The 18,440-nt window shown below is 71.0% G+C and carries 15 protein-coding genes and 1 riboswitch; of the genes, 7 read left to right on the forward strand and 8 right to left on the reverse strand.

What is annotated here, in order from left to right; translation table 11 throughout:
• Positions 1-40: 40 nt before the first annotated feature.
• The 3 genes from nagA to ACH4S7_RS30915 form a co-directional block, all read right to left on the reverse strand.
• Positions 41-1,216 carry an N-acetylglucosamine-6-phosphate deacetylase gene (nagA, locus tag ACH4S7_RS30905; protein WP_398524643.1) on the reverse strand — a complete coding sequence of 392 codons (1,176 nt, stop codon included), beginning with the start codon at positions 1,214-1,216 and terminating at the stop codon, positions 41-43.
• Entirely contained in the window at positions 1,216-2,154 is a 939-nt protein-coding gene (locus tag ACH4S7_RS30910; RefSeq protein WP_398524644.1) for an ROK family protein, read from the reverse strand. The genes nagA and ACH4S7_RS30910 overlap by 1 nt, the downstream gene beginning before the upstream one ends.
• Before the next feature lie 169 nt (positions 2,155-2,323).
• Positions 2,324-3,217 (reverse strand): SIS domain-containing protein, encoded by an 894-nt coding sequence (locus ACH4S7_RS30915; protein WP_398524645.1) that lies wholly within the window; start codon positions 3,215-3,217, stop codon positions 2,324-2,326.
• Positions 3,218-3,519: 302 nt separating this feature from the next.
• Between ACH4S7_RS30915 and ACH4S7_RS30920 the strand changes: the two genes are divergently transcribed.
• The 3 genes from ACH4S7_RS30920 (at position 3,520) to otsB (ending at position 6,268) form a co-directional block, all read left to right on the forward strand.
• Complete coding sequence (locus tag ACH4S7_RS30920) at positions 3,520-4,800, forward strand: extracellular solute-binding protein (RefSeq protein WP_398524646.1); 1,281 nt, start codon at positions 3,520-3,522, stop codon at positions 4,798-4,800.
• A 372-nt stretch (positions 4,801-5,172) separates the two neighbouring features.
• Positions 5,173-5,409, forward strand: coding sequence for a DUF3263 domain-containing protein (locus tag ACH4S7_RS30925; protein WP_398524731.1), 237 nt, complete (start codon positions 5,173-5,175; stop codon positions 5,407-5,409).
• 10 nt (positions 5,410-5,419) lie between these two features.
• Positions 5,420-6,268, forward strand: coding sequence for a trehalose-phosphatase (gene otsB / locus ACH4S7_RS30930; protein ID WP_398524647.1), 849 nt, complete (start codon positions 5,420-5,422; stop codon positions 6,266-6,268).
• A gap of 889 nt (positions 6,269-7,157) precedes the next feature.
• Here the strand turns inward: otsB and ACH4S7_RS30935 are convergent.
• From ACH4S7_RS30935 to ACH4S7_RS30945, 3 genes are all read right to left on the reverse strand, one after another.
• The gene (locus ACH4S7_RS30935; RefSeq protein ID WP_398524648.1) at positions 7,158-8,615 is read right to left on the reverse strand and encodes a trehalose-6-phosphate synthase; all 1,458 of its coding nucleotides are present in this window, start codon (positions 8,613-8,615) and stop codon (positions 7,158-7,160) included.
• 156 nt (positions 8,616-8,771) lie between these two features.
• Positions 8,772-8,993, reverse strand: coding sequence for a hypothetical protein (locus ACH4S7_RS30940; protein WP_398524649.1), 222 nt, complete (start codon positions 8,991-8,993; stop codon positions 8,772-8,774).
• Between the two features lie 29 nt (positions 8,994-9,022).
• Entirely contained in the window at positions 9,023-9,961 is a 939-nt protein-coding gene (locus ACH4S7_RS30945; protein ID WP_398524650.1) for a glucosyl-3-phosphoglycerate synthase, read from the reverse strand.
• A gap of 155 nt (positions 9,962-10,116) precedes the next feature.
• Positions 10,117-10,273, forward strand: a riboswitch (SAM riboswitch).
• A 17-nt stretch (positions 10,274-10,290) separates the two neighbouring features.
• Between ACH4S7_RS30945 and thrC the strand changes: the two genes are divergently transcribed.
• From thrC to groL, 4 genes are all read left to right on the forward strand, one after another.
• Positions 10,291-11,574, forward strand: coding sequence for a threonine synthase (gene thrC, locus ACH4S7_RS30950; protein WP_398524651.1), 1,284 nt, complete (start codon positions 10,291-10,293; stop codon positions 11,572-11,574).
• Positions 11,575-11,728: 154 nt separating this feature from the next.
• The gene (locus tag ACH4S7_RS30955; protein ID WP_398524652.1) at positions 11,729-12,004 is read left to right on the forward strand and encodes a MoaD/ThiS family protein; all 276 of its coding nucleotides are present in this window, start codon (positions 11,729-11,731) and stop codon (positions 12,002-12,004) included.
• 604 nt (positions 12,005-12,608) lie between these two features.
• Complete coding sequence (locus ACH4S7_RS30960; RefSeq protein WP_005315736.1) at positions 12,609-12,812, forward strand: cold-shock protein; 204 nt, start codon at positions 12,609-12,611, stop codon at positions 12,810-12,812.
• 449 nt (positions 12,813-13,261) lie between these two features.
• A complete protein-coding gene (gene groL / locus ACH4S7_RS30965) occupies positions 13,262-14,884 on the forward strand; it encodes a chaperonin GroEL (protein WP_398524653.1) in 1,623 nt (540 codons plus the stop codon).
• A 96-nt stretch (positions 14,885-14,980) separates the two neighbouring features.
• On the opposite strand, the gene ACH4S7_RS30970 is transcribed toward groL, so the two are convergent.
• Positions 14,981-16,645: a hypothetical protein gene (locus tag ACH4S7_RS30970; RefSeq protein WP_398524654.1), complete on the reverse strand. Its 1,665-nt coding sequence runs from the start codon at positions 16,643-16,645 to the stop codon at positions 14,981-14,983.
• Positions 16,635-18,302, reverse strand: a complete 1,668-nt coding sequence (locus ACH4S7_RS30975) for a hypothetical protein (RefSeq protein WP_398524655.1) — start codon at positions 18,300-18,302, stop codon at positions 16,635-16,637. Before ACH4S7_RS30975 ends, ACH4S7_RS30970 begins: the two co-directional genes overlap by 11 nt.
• Positions 18,303-18,440: the final 138 nt, after the last annotated feature.

The following is an 18,440-nucleotide window of genomic DNA, read 5'->3' on the forward strand; positions in this document are numbered from 1 at the left end:
CGTGGTCGTGGCCGCCCGCGGCGGGGGGCCGTCGGCCGGGTCAGGAGGGCTCGACCACCCACGCGCCCCGGCGCATCACACCCACCAGCCGGAACTCGTCGTCCAGCACGACCAGGTCCGCGTCCTTGCCGGGCTCCAGCGAGCCCACCCGGTCGTACACGCCCAGCAGCTTGGCCGGGTTGGCCGAGATCGCCTGGACGATGTCCCCGACCGGCAGTCTGTCGACGGTCGCCGCGCGCCGGAACGCCGTGTCGAGCGTGAGCGTGGAGCCCGCGATCGAACCGCCCTCGGCCAGCCGCGCCACCCCGTCCACCACATCGACGGCCAGCGGACCGAGCTGGTACCGGCCGTCGCCGAAGCCCGCCGCGTCCATCGCGTCCGTGATGAAGGCGACGCGGCCCGCGCCCGCCCGGTGGAAGGCGAGTTCCAGGGCGGCCGGGTGCAGATGCGTACCGTCGTTGATCAGCTCGACGGTGACCCGCTCGTCCTCCAGCAGTGCGGCGATCGGCCCCGGCGCGCGGTGGCCGAGCGTGGGCATCGCGTTGAAGAGGTGCGTCGCCACGGTCGCGCCCGCGTCGATGGCGTCCACGGTCTGCTCGTAGGTGGCGTCCGTGTGCCCGATCGCGGCGATCACACCGTGCTCGACCAGCAGGCGTACGGAGTCGATGCCGCCGGGCAGCTCGGCGGCGAGCGTCACCATCCGGGCCGTGCCGCGTGCGGCGTCGATCAGCTTGCGCACCTCGGACGGGTCCGGGTGGCGCAGCAGCTCCTCGCTGTGCGCGCCCTTGCGGCACGGGGAGATGAAGGGGCCCTCGAAGTGGATCCCCGCGAGATCGCCCTGCTCGACCAGCTCGGAGAGCGCCCCGGCGCGCTGCGCCAGGTAGTCCGTCTCGGCGGTGACCAGGGAGGCGACCAGGGTGGTTGTGCCGTGCTCGCGGTGCGTCCGCACCCCGCGCAGGACGTCCTCGGCGCTGCCGCCGGTGAAGGAGGCGCCGCCTCCGCCGTGGTTGTGGAGGTCGACGAAGCCCGGGACGATCCAGTGGCCGGACAGATCGCGGGTGGGCGCGTCGGCGGGTGCGGCGGCGGCCAGCTTCGTGCCGTCGACGATCACCCGTCCGTGCTCGACCGTGCCGGTCGGCAGCACCACCCGGGCTCCGGTGAGGATCGTGCTGTCGGCGCGTGCGGCGCTCTCGGCCAGTGCGGCGCGTGCGGCCATTAGGCGGTTACCTCCGAGTCGGTGGCGATCAGATCCCAGGCGAGCAGCCCCGCGCCCAGGCAGCCAGCGGTGTCCCCGAGCGCTGCCGGGACGATCGACGGCAGCTTCTGGAACGTGACGCGTCCCTCGACGGCGGCCCGTAGAGGTGTGAACAAGGTTTCCCCGGCCTCCGCGAGACCGCCACCGATGATCAGGGTGCGGGGGTCGAGCAGGGTCAGCGCGGTGACGAGTCCGGCGGCGAGCGCGTCGACGGCGTTCCGCCAGACGGCGATGGCCTTGGGGTCACCGGCCTCGACGGCCTTCGCGCAGTGGGCGGCGTCGGCGTTGGGGTCGCCGCTGGCCTCGGCCCAGGCGCGGGTGACGGCGGCGGCGGATGCCAGGGTCTCCAGACAGCCGCGCTGGCCGCAGCCGCACTCGGGGCCGTCCGGGCGGACCACGACATGGCCGATCTCACCCGCGTAGCCGTGGGCGCCGGCCTCGATGGTGCCGCCGATGCCGATGGCACCGGCGATTCCGGTCCCCAGCGGTACGAAGAGGAAGCGGTCGGCGCCCTGTCCGGCGCCGATGCGGCCCTCGGCGAGGCCGCCGGTGCGCACATCGTGGCCGAGGGCGACCGGGATACCGCTCAGCCGCTCGCTGAGCAGTGCGCGCATGGGCACATCACGCCAGCCGAGGTTGGCGGCGTAGACCGCGACGCCGTTCTCGGAGTCCACGATTCCGGGGACGGCGACTCCCGCCGCGAGGGCGGTGCAGCCGAAGTGCTCGCTGCCGTAGGCCCGCAGGTCGTCGGCGAAGTCGAGGATCGACCGCACGACGGCGTCGTGGCCGCGCTCCCGTCCGGTCGCGCGGCGGGCCTCGTAGAGGAGGCTCCCGTCCGCACCGACGAGGGCGGCTTTCATCCCGGTGCCGCCCACATCGAGGGCGATGACGTGTCTCACGTGCACAGTCTGGCGCGAGAGCACCCGAAAGGTCTAGTCCACTAGCCGTGATTGTTGCGCAAACGTACAAACTCGCGCCAGGGGCGCGGGCCACCGGAAATGGTCCGCGCCCCCACGCCCCCAGCGGGAATTCGCTGGTTCGTGTCCGGGAGGGGATCTAGGAGAGGAGCTAGGACAGGATCACGCTCCGGCTCAGATTCCGCGGGCGGTCCGGGTCGAAGCCCTTCGACTCCGCCAGTGTCACCGCCAGCCGCTGCGCCCGGATCAGATCCGCCAGCGGGTCCGCCGACTGGTTGGCCACCAGCGTGCCGCCGACCCGGGACACCTCCACCGACAGGCCCTCCGGCAGTGCGCCGAAGACCCACGCCACCCGGCCGGGGCCGGTGATCGCGATCGGGCCGTGGCGGTACTCCATCGCGGGGTACGCCTCCGTCCACGCGCCCGCGGCCTCCCGCATCTTCAGCCCCGCCTCCAGCGCCAGACCGTAGGTCCAGCCCCTGCCCAGGAACGTCCACTGCTCGGCGCCCACCACGGCGTCGGGCAGCGGCTCGGTGACCGCCAGTTCCGCGTCCACCGCGGCCTCGGCGATCGACTTGACGCCCGGGATCTCCCCGAGCCCGGCCCGCAGGAACGCCAGCGCCGTGGTGGCGAACCGCGTCTGGACGACGGATTCCTCGTCCGCCCAGTCGAGCACCGCGACCGTGTCCGCCGCCTCCATCACCGGCGTCTTCGGGTCGGCGGTCAGGGCGACCGTCGGGACCGAGCCCTTCAGCTCGGTCAGCAGCTCCAGCACCTCCGTCGTCGTACCGGATCGGGTGATCGCCACCACCCGGTCGTACGGGCGGCCGGTGGGGAACTCCGACGACGCGAACGCGTCCGTCTCCCCCTGGCCCGCGGCCTCGCGCAGCGCCGCGTAGGCGATGGCCATGAACCACGAGGTGCCGCATCCGGTGACGGCCACTCGCTCGCCCGGCCGCGGCAGCCCGTCGAAGGCGGCGGCGGCCTCGGCCGCCCGGCGCCAGCAGGTGGGCTGAGTGGCTATCTCTGTTGCGGTACGGGACATGTGGCTTTGCTCCTCGCGCGTACACGTGTATTCGGACCGGCACCTGACCACTCGTGCCGAGACGTGCTTAGCAGGCCAGGACACATGCGGGCAATGGTGACCCTCGGCGGTTCCTTATAAAACGTCCCTGTGGAACAGGAGTTGCGGAAGTGATATCCGGAGGCATAGACCACCGAAGCCCCCATGGTGGAGGATCGCACCTCATCCCGGTGCCGGTGCGGCGGCGACGCCACCGGCTCGCGGCGGGCGTCACGGGCGCGAACCGACAGGGAAATCCAGCCAGTCGAGGGTGGGGAAGTTCTGTGCGACGGCACTTCGTGAAACTGACCGCGGCGGTGGCGGCGCTGGGGACGGTGGTCGCCGTCGCCGGCTGCGGCGCGTCCGACGGCGACGACCGCGTCACGCTCAAACTGATAGCCGCCGACTACGACGTCAGCGGCGGTCAGAGCAGCAAGTCCTACTGGGCGAGCCTGGTCGACGCCTTCGAGAGCAAGCACTCCGACATCGACGTCGAGGTCTCGATCGAGCCCTGGACCGATGTGGACCGCAAGGTCGCCGAACTGGTCAAGGACGGCAAGGCGCCCGACATCGCCCAGATCGGCGCTTACGCCGACTACGCGGCCGACGACAAGCTCTACAAGGCCGACGAGCTCGTCTCCGTACCCGTGCAGTCCAACTTCCTGCCCCCGCTCAGCCACGCGGGTGAACAGCGCCGTACGCAGTACGGGCTCCCGTTCGTCGCCTCCACCCGGCTGCTCTTCTACAACAAGAAGCTGTTCGAGGAGGCCGGGGTGGAGAAGGCCCCCGAGACCTGGGCGGAGCTGCGGGAGACCGCGGAGAAGCTGAAGGAGAAAGCGAAGGTGAAGTATCCTTTCGCCCTTCCGCTCGGGCCCGAAGAGGCCCAGACCGAGACCATGATGTGGCTGCTCAGCGGGGGTACCAACGGTTACGTCGAGCCCGGTGGCAGCTACGCCATCGACTCCGAGCCGAATGTCGCTACCGTCGAGTGGCTGAAGACCAATCTGGTGGGACCCGGGCTCACCGGTCCGCTCGCCCCCGGCAAGCTGAACCGAAAGGCGGCGTTCGCCGCCTTCACCCGGGGCGAGGTGGGGATGCTCAACGGCCACCCCTCGCTGCTGAAGGCCGCCGCCGCGACCAAGATCGAACTGGGCAAGGTGCCGCTGCCGGGTCTCACGGGCAAGCCGAAGTCGGCGATGGGCGTCGCCGACTGGGTGATGGGCTTCAAGCAGAACGGCAACCGGGCCGAGATCGGTACGTTCCTCGACTTCCTCTACTCCGACAAGAACGTCCTCGACTTCGCCTCCCAGAACGATCTGCTGCCGGTGACGGTCTCCGCGTCCGAGACGATGCGGAAGGACCCGGACCACCGGGAGCTCTGGGAGTTCCTGGACGAGCTGCCGACCTCGATCCTGCCCCCGGTCGGCAAGACCTCCTGGGCCGCCGTCAGCGACGACATCAAGAAGAACATCGGCAAGGCGGTCGAGCCCCAGGGCGACCCGAAGCAGGTGCTGGACGCCATCGCGCGGAAGGCCACGGACTCGGAGGGCCAGGAGGAGGAGTGACGACCCGGCCGCGCTAGGTTGGCGCGTATGACCGACGACGAGGTGGCCGCCGACGCCCCGGCATCCGGCGACGAGGTGGCCGGCGACCAGGCATCCGGCGACGACCAGGTGACCACTGACGGCACCGGGGGCGCGGACGCCACCGGGGACGCCCCCGGTGTGACGGCCGACGGTGCCGGGAGCCCCGCCGCCTCCGAGGACACGGGAGCCACGGGAGCCACGGCAGCCACAGAGCCCTCGCCGGACGCGGCGGGCTCGGCGGAAACGGCCGATACGGCGGACGCAGCGGGCTCGGCGGACACGGTGGGCGCGGCGGACACCGTCACCGGCGCGGACACGGCGGCCCACGGTGGCACCGGGGAGGCCGGCCCCGTGGCCGACCCCCGCGCTCTCTCCGAGCGGGACCGGGCCGTCCTCGCCCTGGAGCACCACTCCTGGCCCGGCCCGGGAGCCAAGGAACGGGCCGTCCGGGAGCGCCTCGGGATCTCCCCGGTCCGCTACTACCAGCTCCTCAACGCCCTCATCGACGACGAGCGCGCCCTCGCCCACGATCCGGTCACCGTCAATCGGCTCCGCCGGGTGAGAGACGCGAAACGCGCGCGCCGATAGGGTCGGAGCCATGGCCAGCTCCCCGTACGCGCACTCCTTGCCGTCGCCGTCGACACCCGCGGGCCGTGACGGTCTCGCCGCGCTTCTGGCCCGGCCGCACCGGGCGGTCATCGCCCTCGACTTCGACGGCACCCTCGCCGAGATCGTGCCCGACCCCGAACAGGCGAGAGCCCACCCCGCCGCCGTGCCCGCGCTGGCGCGCCTGGCGCCGAAGGTCGCCTCGGTCGCCGTGGTCACCGGCCGCCCGGCCGGGGTCGCGGTCCGCTACGGCGGCTTCGCCGGTGTGCCGGGCCTGGACCATCTGGTGGTCCTCGGTCACTACGGGGCGGAGCGTTGGGACGCCGTCACCGGCACCGTGCAGGCCCCCGCCCCCCACCCCGGAGTCACGGCGGTCCGCGCCGAGCTGCCCGGGTTCCTCGACAGCGTCGGGGCCTGGCAGGGCACCTGGATCGAGGAGAAGGGCCAGGCCGTCGCGGTCCACACCCGCCGCGCCACTGACCCCCGGGCCGCTTTCGAGGCCCTGCGCGATCCGCTCGCCGGCCTCGCGGCCCGCCACGGCCTGATCCTGGAACCCGGCCGGATGGTGCTCGAACTGCGCCCGCCCGGCATGGACAAGGGAGTCGCGCTCGCCGAGTACGTACGCGAGGTGGGCGCCGAGTCGGTGCTGTACGCGGGCGACGACCTCGGCGATCTGCCCGCCTTCGGCGCCGTCGAGAAGCTCCGCTCGGACGGTGTGCCCGGGCTGCTGGTGTGCAGCGGCAGCGCGGAGGTCACGGAGCTGGCGGAGCGCGCGGACCTGCTGCTGCCGGGTCCCGCGGAGGTCGTCGCCCTGCTGGCCGCGCTGGCGGACCACGTCTGACGCGACCGGCTGGCCGCGCTGGCGGACCGCTCCAGCGCGACTGGCAGCCCAGGGTGGCTCGCTCCAGCGGGACTGGCTAGTCCCGGGCTGGCCGCTCCAGCGAGACCGGTAACCCCGGGTGGCTCGCTCCAGCGCAACTGGCAGCCCCAGGCGGACCGCTCCAGCGAGACCGGTAGTCCCGGGCCGGCCGCCTCCAGCGGGACTGGTAGTGCCGGGTGGATCACGTCTGACGCGGCTGGCTGTGTTGGCGGGACCGACGGCAGTGCGATCGGCGGGCCCGGGCGGAGCGCTCCGGCCCGATCGGTGGGCCCGGGTGGATCGCTCCAGCGCGATCGGCAGCCCGGGTGGATCACGTCTGACGCGGCTGGCTGCGTTGGTGGGACCAGCGGCAGCGCGACCGGCAGCCCGGGCGGACCGCTCCGGCCCGATCGGCGGTCCCGGGTGGATCGCTCCAGCGCGATCGACGGTCCTGGGGGGATCACGTCTGACGCGACTGGCTGTGTTGGTGGGACCAGCGGCAGCGCGATCGGCGGGCCCGGGCGGACCGCTCCGGCCCGATCGGCGGGCCCGGGCCGATCGCTCCAGCGTGATCGGTAGTCCTGGGTGGATCACGTCTGACGCGGCTGGTTGCGTTGGTGGGACCAGCGGCAGCGCGACCGGCAGCCCGGGCGGACCGCCCCGGCCCGACCGGCAGCCCGGGCGGACCGCCCCGGCCCGACCGGCAGCCCGGGCGGACCGCCCCGGCCCGACCGGCAGCCCGGGCGGACCACTTCAACGAGACGAGTACCCCCGGGCGGGGACCGCCTTCAGCGTGACTGACCACATCGGCCGGGGGACCACGTCCAGCGCGTCGCCGGGGAGCGGGCGGTACCGCTTGCCACCCGGCGGCTCAGCCGCCGCTGCCCGGACCCCTGTCCCCGCCCGCGTCGGTGGCCTCGCCGAGCCGGCGCAGCGCCTCCAGTTGGTCCAGGAACCAGCGGTGCGGCGGCAGCGCGGTCGCCGCCGCCGACAGTCGCGCGGTGCGCTCCAGCCGTTCGCCGGCCGGCATGGTCAGCGCCCGGTGGAGCGCGTCGGCGGTGCCGGTGATGTCGTACGGGTTGACCGGTACGGCGTCGTCGCCCAGCTCCTCGTACGCCCCCGCCTCCCGCGACAGCACCAGCGCGCAGCCTTCGTCGGAGACGAGCGGGATCTCCTTGGCGACCAGGTTCATACCGTCCCTGATGGGGTTGACCAGCGCCACGTCGGCCAGCCGGTAGGCGGCCAGGGAGCGCGCGAAGTCGTCCTTCACATGGAGGATGACCGGGGTCCAATCCGCCGTGCCGAACTCGGCGTTGATCTCGTCGGCGACGCGCTGCACGTCGGCCGTGTAGTCGCGGTAGACCGCCAGGTCCTGCCGGGACGGATAGGCGAACGCGATGTGCGTGACCCGCTCGCGCCATTCGGGTCGGGAGTGCAGCAGGCTCCGGTAGGCGAGTAGCCCGCGCACGATGTTCTTGGACAGCTCGGTGCGGTCCACGCGCACGATCGTCTTCCGGCCGGGGCCGATCTGCTCGCGCAGGGTGGCCATCCGCTCCGCCACATCGGGCCGGTGCGCGCGCTCCCGCAGGAACTCGGCGTCCGCGCCGAGCCCGTGCACCCCGATGTGGGTGCCGGTCAGGGCGTCGTCGCCCAACTGGTCCCGGCAGCAGTCGGCGAAGGCGTCCGCCCAGCGCTGGGTGAGGAAGCAGGTGCGATCCGCGCCGAGGAGTCCGCGCAGGAGTTGTTGCGCGATGTCGTCGGGCAGCAGGCGGAAGTAGTCGACGGGCGCCCAGGGGGTGTGCGAGAAGTGGCCGATCTGCAGATCGGGCCGGAGTTCGCGCAACATGCCCGGCACCAGCGCGAGGTGGTAGTCCTGCACGACGACGGTGGCGCCGTCGCCCGCCCGCTCGGCCAGCGCCTCGGCGAAGGACCTGTTGTAGCTCTCGTACGAGCCCCACTGACGGCGGAACTCCTCGTCGAAGACGGGTTCCAGCGGGGTCTGGTACAGCAGGTGGTGGATGAACCACAGCACCGAGTTGGCGATGCCGTTGTACGCGTCGGAGTGGACGGATTCGTCGATGGCGAGCATCAGCACGCCGGGTTCGCCGACCCCGCGCCGGACCGCCTCGCGGTCGCCGGGGCCGAGTGCGGAGCACACCCAGAGCGCGTCCGCGTCGGAGCCGATGGCGGAGAGCCCGGAGACCAGGCCGCCGCCGCCGCGCCGGGCGTCGAGCGTGTCGTCCTCCCGCAGCGTGTACGAGACGGGCCCGCGGTTGGAGGCGACGAGGATCTGGGCGCGGGCCGGGACGGCGGAATGCTCGGAGACCATGTCGCGAACCTAGCCCGTCCCGTCAACCCTCAAACGTCGGTGCTCCCCGGTGGTGGCTGAGTCCCCGCCGGTGCGGGGCCGCGGGCGCCGTCAACGCCCACGGCGAGGCTCGTCCGGGCGATCTTCGCGGGCCCGACGAGACCGCCCGGATACGCCCTAGTCGTTGCGCCGGTCCCGGCCGCGCGCGGCGGCGACCGCGACGACCCCGGCCGCCGTCAGGCTCAGGGCGAGACCGGCGAGCAGCCACAGCCGTTCGGCGCCCTGGTCGCGCTGGGGCGCCATCCCGGTGGCGGCGACGACGGTGACCGTCAGCGCCCCGAGGCGCCGGGCCAACCTCGTAGAGCGGCGCACAGCGCCCGTAACATCTCCAAGTTCCATAAGTAGGATTATTGGGGCAGCGCTCGGGGTCAGGCCGCGCGACGCGCCGCGTACTCGACGATCTCGCGCATCGGCGGCCGCTCCTCCGTGTCCACGGGGTACGTCCTCGGCACGAAACCCTCCTCGCCCCGTTCGAACTGCGTCAGTGCGGGCCGCACCAAATGGCCGCGGGAGAGCCGCAGTTGCGCCGTACGGTAGATCGCCGCCGCCATCCGGCCGAGCGCCTGGCCGTCCTGGTGGCGGTGTTTGCGGGAGCCCACGTCCACCTGGGCCATGGCGTCCAGGCCGACCGTGTGCAGGGCGTCCACGAGGAGGCCCAGCTCCACCCCGTAACCGACGGGGAACGGGAGCCGTTCGATGAGGGAGCGCCGCGCCGCGTACTCACCCCCCAGCGGCTGGACGAAGCCGGCCAGTGCCGGCCAGTGCAGATTGAGCAGCGGGCGGGCCATCAGCTCGGTGACTCGGCCCCCCTGACCTGGGAGATCGCCGAGCGGTCGGTCGTACATCGCCTTGACGAAAGCCACCTCGGGATTGGTCAGCAGCGGCCCCACGATCCCGGAGACAAACGCGGCGGAGAAGTCCTCCAGATCCGCGTCCACGAAGCAGACGATGTCACCCCGGGTGACCATCAGCGAGCGCCACAGCACCTCGCCCTTGCCGGGCAGGGCCGGTATCCGGGGCAGGATCGCGTCCCGGTGCACCACCCGTGCGCCCGCCGCCGCCGCGACCTCGGCCGTCCGGTCCGTGGAGCCCGAGTCGATCACCACCAGCTCGTCCACAAGCGGCACCGCCGTCATCAGCTCGCGGCGGATGACGGTGACGATGTCCCCGACCGTGGCCTCCTCGTTCAGGGCGGGCAGGACGACGCTGACCGTCGTCCCGCGCTTGGCCGCCATCAGCAGACTCAGCGGGCGATCGGCCGCCGACCAGGAGCGACTGGTCAGCCAGCGCTCCACCTCTTCGAGCACGTTCGCCACTCCACTCGGGTCCGGGTTCCGCCCCTGTGTGATGCATCTCGCGGTTCGGACGACTGTCTCCACCACCAGGGCCTTCGGTTACAGTCTTGAACAACGCGGATGCCCATCGCATGTCGGGGTCCAGCGTTCGTTCAACAATCGAATACCGCTCATCCAGAGGGGCAGAGGGAAACGGCCCGTTGAAGCCCCGGCAACCCTCCAGCCGGTCTCCGTCGCTGATCAGTGTCAGCGCCGCGAGGCTCCCGGCTCGGGAAGGTGCCAAATCCGTCTCATGGCGAAACCGCGTCATGAGGAAGATGAGGAGAAAGGGCCTCGCCTCCATGGCTGTGCAGACTTCAGTAAGCACCACCGCCGTCGACCTCGGACCCGCCGCCGCACTCTCGTGCCGCGAGTGCGGAGAGCGTTTCGACCTCGGCCCGATCTTCGCCTGTGCCTCCTGTTTCGGACCGCTGGAAATCGCCTACGACCTGCCGACCGGTGACCCCGAGGGGCTCCGCAAGCGCATCGAGGCCGGTCCGGACAACATCTGGCGGTACGCCCCGCTGCTGCCCGTCCCCGCCGACGTGGCGGACAAGCCCAGCCTCAACCCCGGCTTCACCAAGCTGGTCAAGGCCGACAACCTCGCCCGTGAGCTGGGCGTCACCGGTGGCCTGTACATCAAGGACGACTCCGGCAACCCGACGCACTCCTTCAAGGACCGGGTCGTCGCCATCGCGGTCGAGGCGGCGCGCGCCTTCGGCTTCACCACCCTCTCCTGCTCCTCCACCGGCAACCTCGCCGGCGCGGTCGGCGCGGCGGCTGCCAGGGCGGGCTTCCGCTCCTGCGTCTTCATCCCGCACGACCTGGAGCAGGGCAAGGTCGTCATGGCCGCCGTCTACGGTGGCGAGCTGGTCGGCATCGAGGGCAACTACGACGATGTGAACCGGTTCTGCTCCGAGCTGATCGGCGACCCGCTCGGCGAGGGCTGGGGATTCGTCAACGTCAATCTCCGCCCGTACTACGGCGAGGGCTCCAAGACCCTCGCGTTCGAGATCTGCGAGCAGCTCGGCTGGCGGCTGCCGGACCAGATCGTGATCCCCATCGCGTCGGGATCACAGCTCACCAAGATCGACAAGGGTCTCCAGGAGCTGATCAAGCTCGGTCTGGTCGAGGACAAGCCGTACCGGATCTTCGGCGCCCAGGCGGAGGGCTGCTCGCCGGTCTCCGCGGCCTTCAAGGCCGGCCACGACGTCGTACGGCCGGTGAAGCCGGACACCATCGCCAAATCGCTGGCGATCGGCAACCCCGCCGACGGCCCGTACGTCCTGGACATCGCCCGCCGCACCAGCGGCGCGGTCGAGGACGTCACCGACGCGGAGATCGTGGACGCGATCAAGCTGCTGGCCCGCACCGAGGGCATCTTCGCGGAGACCGCGGGCGGTGTGACCGTCGGTGTGACCCGGAAGCTGATCGAGGCCGGTCTGCTCGACCCGACGCTCACCACGGTCGTCCTCAACACCGGCGACGGACTGAAGACCCTGGACGCGGTCGCCCCGACGACGGGTCCCACCGCGACCATCCCCGCGAGCCTGGACGCCTTCCGCGCGGCCGGCCTGTCCGGCTGAGCCCCTCCGCCAGGACCCCGGTCGGAGCCCCCGGCCGGGATCCTGGCCGGGGGCAGCCCCCCGGCCGCACGTCCTGGCTGAACGTGCTCGCCGAACGTCCTCCGGCCGACATCCGGCCACACCTCGCCGACCGAGACCCCTGGGAGACCCGAGAATGAGCGTCAACGTCCGTATCCCCACCATTCTGCGCACCTACACCGGTGGCAAGGCCGAGGTCCAGGCGGAGGGGACGACCCTCTCCGAGGTGATCACGGACCTGGAGAAGAACCACGCGGGGATCGCCGCGCGCGTCCTGGACGACGAGGGCAAGCTGCGCCGCTTCGTGAACGTCTACGTCAACGACGACGACGTCCGCTTCGAGCAGGGCCTGGCGACGGCGACGCCGGACGGCGCGGGGATCTCGATCATCCCCGCGGTCGCCGGAGGCTGACCGCCCGCGTGCGCCGGTCCGAACCCCCCCCGTCGGGTGTGCTCGGACCGGCCACCGCACCGCCCGATCCGGAACCGGACCGGTGCCCCCGGCCGAGGGGTCCGGACCGCCCCCGGGAGACCTTCGCGGCGGCCCGGAACCGCACCGCGGACGGGCCCCGCGGCCACATACGCAACGTCACTGCGTTTGCCCCCTCGGTAAGACAAACGGAGGGGGCAATTCTGTAGGGTTGAGCACGCTACAGTTGGGGAACGCCCCACCGCTGCTCCCGGCGCCCCGCATATGAGAATGCGCCCGCGCCCGATGAGAAGCAGCCAATGTGCTCCGTGGATTTGTCTCATAAGTCTCCTTTGTCGGGCCCGACTTGCCCCGGAATTTATTGAATTCCCCTCAATTACCCGTTCGCTTGTGCCGGGAATTCTCGTCCGATTGACCTGTTGCAGAGGGCAGTTGGGCAGATACATTCAGCCGCGGTCGACGCGTTCCGGCGCACACCTTCGAGTCCCTCCCCCTCGCTCATGGAGGGGAGAACGCGGCAGGTGAGGTCTGACCCGGGTCCGCGAAGTGCGGTCCTGCGCAAGGGCCAGTAATAGGGGAGTTAGGCATGGCTCAGGGCACCGTCAAGTGGTTCAACGCGGAGAAGGGGTACGGCTTCATCGCGGTCGACGGTGGTGCGGATGTATTCGTCCACTACAGCGCGATCCAGATGGATGGGTACCGCACCCTGGAGGAGGGTCAGCGAGTCGAGTTCGAGATCTCGCAGGGGCAGAAGGGTCCGCAGGCGGACATGGTCAAGCTCGCGGTCTGAATCCACCACATCTGCGACGCGATCGGCCACCGACGCGCACGCACAGCCGTATGGGGTCCACATCCCGCCCAGGGATGTGGACCCCATACGCATGTCCGGCCGCCCCGGGAGCGGCCGGACCCGCGCCCGATCCCCCCGGCAAGATCAAGAGGAGAGCTCCTGGTGGCCTCGGGTGGAGGTGCCGTCCACCCGGGCGGGGCGGGCCGGATCCACCCGGCGCGGGCGGCGGTCCGGGAGGGGTCGGTTCTTCCCCAGGCGCTTGCACTCGAAGGGGTCGAGTGCTAATCATTGGCGTTAGCACTCTCCGGGTGAGAGTGACAAAAAAAGGGACCGGGTCGGTGAGGTCCGCACACCGCACGAGGCTAGGAACCTCGCGGTGGGCAGGCCGTCCGTCGCGGGCGCCAGCGCGGTCCGAGAGCTTCCCACCCAGTCCGTGGAGGACACTTCACATGGCAAAGATCATCGCGTTCGACGAGGAGGCACGGCGCGGTCTCGAGCGCGGGATGAACCAGCTCGCCGACGCCGTCAAGGTCACTCTCGGTCCCAAGGGCCGCAACGTCGTTCTTGAGAAGAAGTGGGGCGCCCCCACGATCACCAACGATGGTGTTTCCATCGCCAAGGAGATCGAGCTTGAGGACCCGTACGAGAAGATCGGCGCCGAGCTGGTCAAGGAGGTCGCCAAGAAGACGGACGACGTCGCCGGTGACGGCACGACCACCGCGACCGTCCTCGCCCAGGCGCTCGTCCGCGAGGGCCTGCGCAATGTAGCGGCCGGCGCCAACCCCATGGCCCTGAAGCGCGGTATCGAGAAGGCCGTTGAGGCCGTCTCCGGTGCCCTGCTCGAGCAGGCCAAGGACGTGGAGACCAAGGAGCAGATCGCCTCCACCGCCTCCATCTCCGCCGCTGACACCCAGATCGGCGAGCTCATCGCCGAGGCGATGGACAAGGTCGGCAAGGAAGGCGTCATCACCGTCGAGGAGTCCCAGACCTTCGGGCTGGAGCTTGAGCTGACGGAGGGCATGCGCTTCGACAAGGGCTACATCTCGGCGTACTTCGCCACCGACATGGAGCGTATGGAGGCGTCCCTGGACGACCCGTACATCCTGATCGTCAACTCCAAGATCGGCAACGTGAAGGACCTCCTTCCGCTGCTGGAGAAGGTCATGCAGTCGGGCAAGCCCCTGCTGATCATCGCCGAGGACGTTGAGGGCGAGGCCCTGTCCACGCTGGTCGTGAACAAGATCCGTGGCACCTTCAAGTCCGTCGCCGTCAAGGCTCCGGGCTTCGGCGACCGCCGCAAGGCCATGCTCAACGACATCGCCATCCTCACGGGCGGCACGGTCATCTCCGAGGAGGTCGGTCTCAAGCTTGAGAACGCCGGCCTGGACCTGCTGGGCCGCGCCCGCAAGGTCGTCATCACCAAGGACGAGACCACGATCGTCGACGGCTCCGGTGACAGTGACCAGGTCGCCGGCCGGGTCAACCAGATCCGCGCCGAGATCGAGAACTCCGACTCGGACTACGACCGCGAGAAGCTCCAGGAGCGCCTCGCGAAGCTGGCCGGTGGCGTCGCCGTCATCAAGGCCGGCGCCGCGACCGAGGTGGAGCTGAAGGAGCGCAAGCACCGCATCGAGGACGCCGTTCGCAACGCGAAGGCGGCCGTCGAAGAGGGCATCGTCGCCGGTGGTGGCGTGGCGCTGCTGCAGGCTTCGTCGGTCTTCGAGAAGCTGGAGCTCACGGGTGACGAGGCCACTGGCGCCAACGCCGTGCGCCTCGCGCTGGAGGCCCCGCTCAAGCAGATCGCCGTCAACGGTGGTCTTGAGGGTGGCGTCGTCGTCGAGAAGGTCCGCAACCTGACCCCGGGTTACGGCCTGAACGCCGCGACCGGCGAGTACGTGGACATGATCGCCGCGGGCATCCTCGACCCGGCGAAGGTGACCCGCTCGGCGCTGCAGAACGCCGCGTCGATCGCCGCGCTGTTCCTCACGACCGAGGCCGTCATCGCCGACAAGCCGGAGAAGGCGTCTGCGGCCGCTCCGGGTGGTATGCCCGGCGGTGACATGGACTTCTGATCCCTCGTGGATCGGTAGCCCGGTTACGTACGAAGGGCGGCACCCCCTCTCCGGGGGTGCCGCCCTTCGGCGTGTCCCGCGCCAGTGCCCTACCGGTCAGCGGACATCGACGTAGTCACCGCTGGCGGTGGAGTCGAAGCGGGTGGAGCTGCCGTAGTAGCGGATGTTCCAGGTGCCGTCCTTGACGGCCGTGGCGGTGAAGGAGGCGCGGCCGACCGTGTCGGTGGTGCCGTGGTCGACGCGGGACCACTTGGTGCTGCCGTTCGCCTGGAACCAGAGCTGTACGGGCTTCTTGCCCAGCGCCTTCCAGGTGCTGCCGATCTTCTCGCCCGCGATTCCGGTGACGGTGAGCGTGGCGCCCTTCTTGACCGGCTCCGGGTTGGCATTGACCGAGGCGATCCGGGTCTCGTTGCGGTGCAGCCGGAAGACCGGACCCACGGTGTCGGTGAAGTGGTCGTCCTCCAGGTGACGGACCCGGAAGTGACCGCCCGCCGAGACCTTCCCGGTGAGGGTGAAGACGGAGTCCGGGTGGGCCCACCCGGTCCCCGAGCCGACCGACTTCCAGCCGGTCTTCCCGTCCGCCGAGCGCTCGATCCGCAGTGCGTGCGGCTGCGCTTCGTGGAACTCCGGGTCCCGGTGGAGGCTGGAGAAGCTCCCGGTGACCTTGACCGTGCCGTTCGCGCCCAGCGACGATTCGCCCGCGGTGATCCGGCCCGGCGTCGGATGGGTCAGCACTCCCGTGACGGAGCCGCTGAGGAACGGGTCGACGGGCCGGGCCTCCCAGCCCTCGATCCGGCGGTCCGACAGACCGGTCTGCCGGACGGTGAAGCGTCCGTCCGCGTCGGTGGTCACCAGGGTCTCGTACGGCTCGTTGCCGGGCTTTAGCTGCTTGCCGATCAGCCGGACGCGCAGGGCGGTGTTGGCGGCGGGATCGGTGCCGAAGAGCGCCCGGCCGGTGATCGTGGCCTGCTCACCGGGCAGTACCCGGGTCCGGTCGCCCGTCGCGGTGATGTCCACCTGCCGGGCCTGGTGCTCGGTGAGCGCCCGGTCGACCTTTGAGGCCCCGTCGACCAGGGCGCTGTGCTCGGAGAACTCGGCACGGAAACTGCCGGACGGCGCCGTGAGCGGGAAGGCGGGCGCGGTGTATTCGCCGTTCTCGCCGGTGGTCACGGCGTGGGTGGCGGCGCCCTTGCCGTCGGTGCGGCTGACGTCGACCGTACGGCCGGCGATCGGGACCACATCGCCGGACCCGGGCTGCACGCCGGTGAGCTTGCCCTGCGGCCGGACGCTGCGCTCCTGCCAGCTCGGGACACCCGTCTCCAGGGTGAGCGCCGGGCGGAGCGTGAAGTGGAGCGTGCCCGCGTTCGTCCGGGTGGCGGTCGCTCCCGTCTTGACGGTGGCGGTCACATCGACGGTGTAGCGGCCGAGCGTGGGGATGGTGCCGCCGTCCTCGGTCAGCCGCAGTGCCGCCGAGTGCGGCAGGGCGAACCGGCCGTAGTCGTCGCGGACGAGCGCGGGGACCTCGGTGACGACGGTGTCTCCCTGCCGGATTTTCGCCGACACACCGGTGATCCCGTTCTCCCAGTCCGAGGTCCAGGCGGTCACGGAGAACGAACCCCGCTGCTCCGGGTCGGTGATCACGGCGCCGATGGTCACCCTCGGGGCGGCGAGCGCGAGCGCGGGCGCGGCCGTGGCGGCGAGGGCGAGGGCCGCCACCGAGGCGACGAGGGAGAGCTTGAGCCCTGTCTGGTCAGCGCGCATCGACGTACGTCCCCTTCGTCTCGCTGTAGAAGTAGCCGGTGGCGAGGTCCGTGCGGACGCTCCAGGTGCCGTCGCCGCTCACCCCGCCCTTGAGGGTGTACGCGCCGCCGCTGGCCGACTTGCCCTTGGTGACGGCCTTCCAGCGCGTCTCGCCCCTGGCCTTGAAGAACAGGGTGACCTTGCCGCCCACGTACGGCCGCCATACGCCGTTGACCTGCCGTTGGAGCGTGCCGGTCGAGGTCAGGGTGCCGTTCTTGGCCGGCCGGACCGGGGTGAGCTTCCCCCCGGTGAACCGGGTCGGCACCCGGTTGAGGCGGACGGCGGGGCTGGACATCTCCACGAACTCATCGGACTCGGGATGGTGGATGCGGTACCGCCCGCCGGTCTGGCCGGGCGCCGTGATCGAGACCCGGCAGTTCGGGTCGGTCGTCCCGGCACGCAGGGTGCGCCAGTTCTTGCCGTCGGTCGACGACTGGAGGGCGACCGGCTGGGCCTCGCAGCGGCTCGCCACGTTGAGGACGGCACCGGCCTTCACCGCGCCGAAGGGGTCGAGGGTGATCTCGGTGTCCTGGAAGACGGCATACACCGGCACATGGATCTGGGTCGAGTCGTGCGCGGTGCTGGTGAAGTACGGCGACGGTTCGACCAAGGTGTAGACCTTGCCGCCGCTCTGTTCGGCCTTCGCCGGGTACGAGAAGGACCCGTCGGCCGCCGAACGGCCCTTGCCCAGCGGCCCGCCGCCGGACAAGCGACTGCTGGTGAGGACCGGTACACCCGCGAAGGGCCGCCAGCCGTCCTTGGTGAGCCGTTCGACCCGGCCGCTCATGGTGAACTCGCCGCCCGGCTTGACCCGGGTCCGGTCGGCATCCGCCGTGATCCGGTACGACATGGTGCGGGCCGGTAGCGTCGGTCCGGGCAGCGAGTCGATCGGCGTCAGCTCGGTGCTCTCGTGGTGCCAGACCCTGATGGCCGTGACCGTTCCCTCGGCGGTGACCGGCAGCGTGAACGTCCCGTCCGAGCCGGTGAGAATCATCTTGGATTCGTCCCGGACGCCGTTGCTCAACGCTATGTGGAGTCGCACCCCCCGGGCGGGCGTCCGTACCTTGGTGAATGGGTTGTACATGGTCAGCAGGCCCGACAGCGCCGCCGTGCGGTTCTCGTGGTCGGTGTACTCGCGGTCCCAGCCGAACTGGGAGATCGAGGCCCGCGCCAGGTACGCGTAGCGGCCCCCCACCCACTCCGTCTCGGTCCCGTCGGCCTCCCGCTCGGTGACGACCACCGGATACCTGCCGAGCGGGGTGCCCTCGGGCAGCCGGAGCGGTTCGGCGGTGATCCAGCCCTGGGGTGATATCGACGGGTCGTTGTCGTGCCAGGACAGATCGTCGGTGGAGGCGAGGACGGCCGCGCCGGGCTCGGTCGACTCCAGCACGGTCACCCTGACCGAGGCCGCGAGCTGCGACGGCCAGTGGACGTTGACCCGTCCGTCGGCGAGCGTGACGGGGTGGTAGACCCGGTCCTGGGTTCTGAGGGCGCCGGACTCGGCGGCGTAGGCGGCCGGGGCGGTGATGAGGGCGGGTGTGGCGACACCCGCCGAGAGTGCGAAGACAGCGGCGGTACGCATCAGGGCGTACGGCAGCATGCGCTTGGAGCGCGTCAAGAGGACCCCCCACAGGTCATGAAGGCGGCCGGCCCGAAGAGTTCGGTGGCCGCGCGACGATCGCGCGAGAGCCGGCGATCGTGTGCGAGAACGATATCCGTGAGACGCAGGTGATTGAAGTCCGTGGTTGCGGAAGTT

It is taken from the genome of Streptomyces sp. NPDC020965 (assembly GCF_044333555.1).
GTDB lineage: Bacteria > Actinomycetota > Actinomycetes > Streptomycetales > Streptomycetaceae > Streptomyces.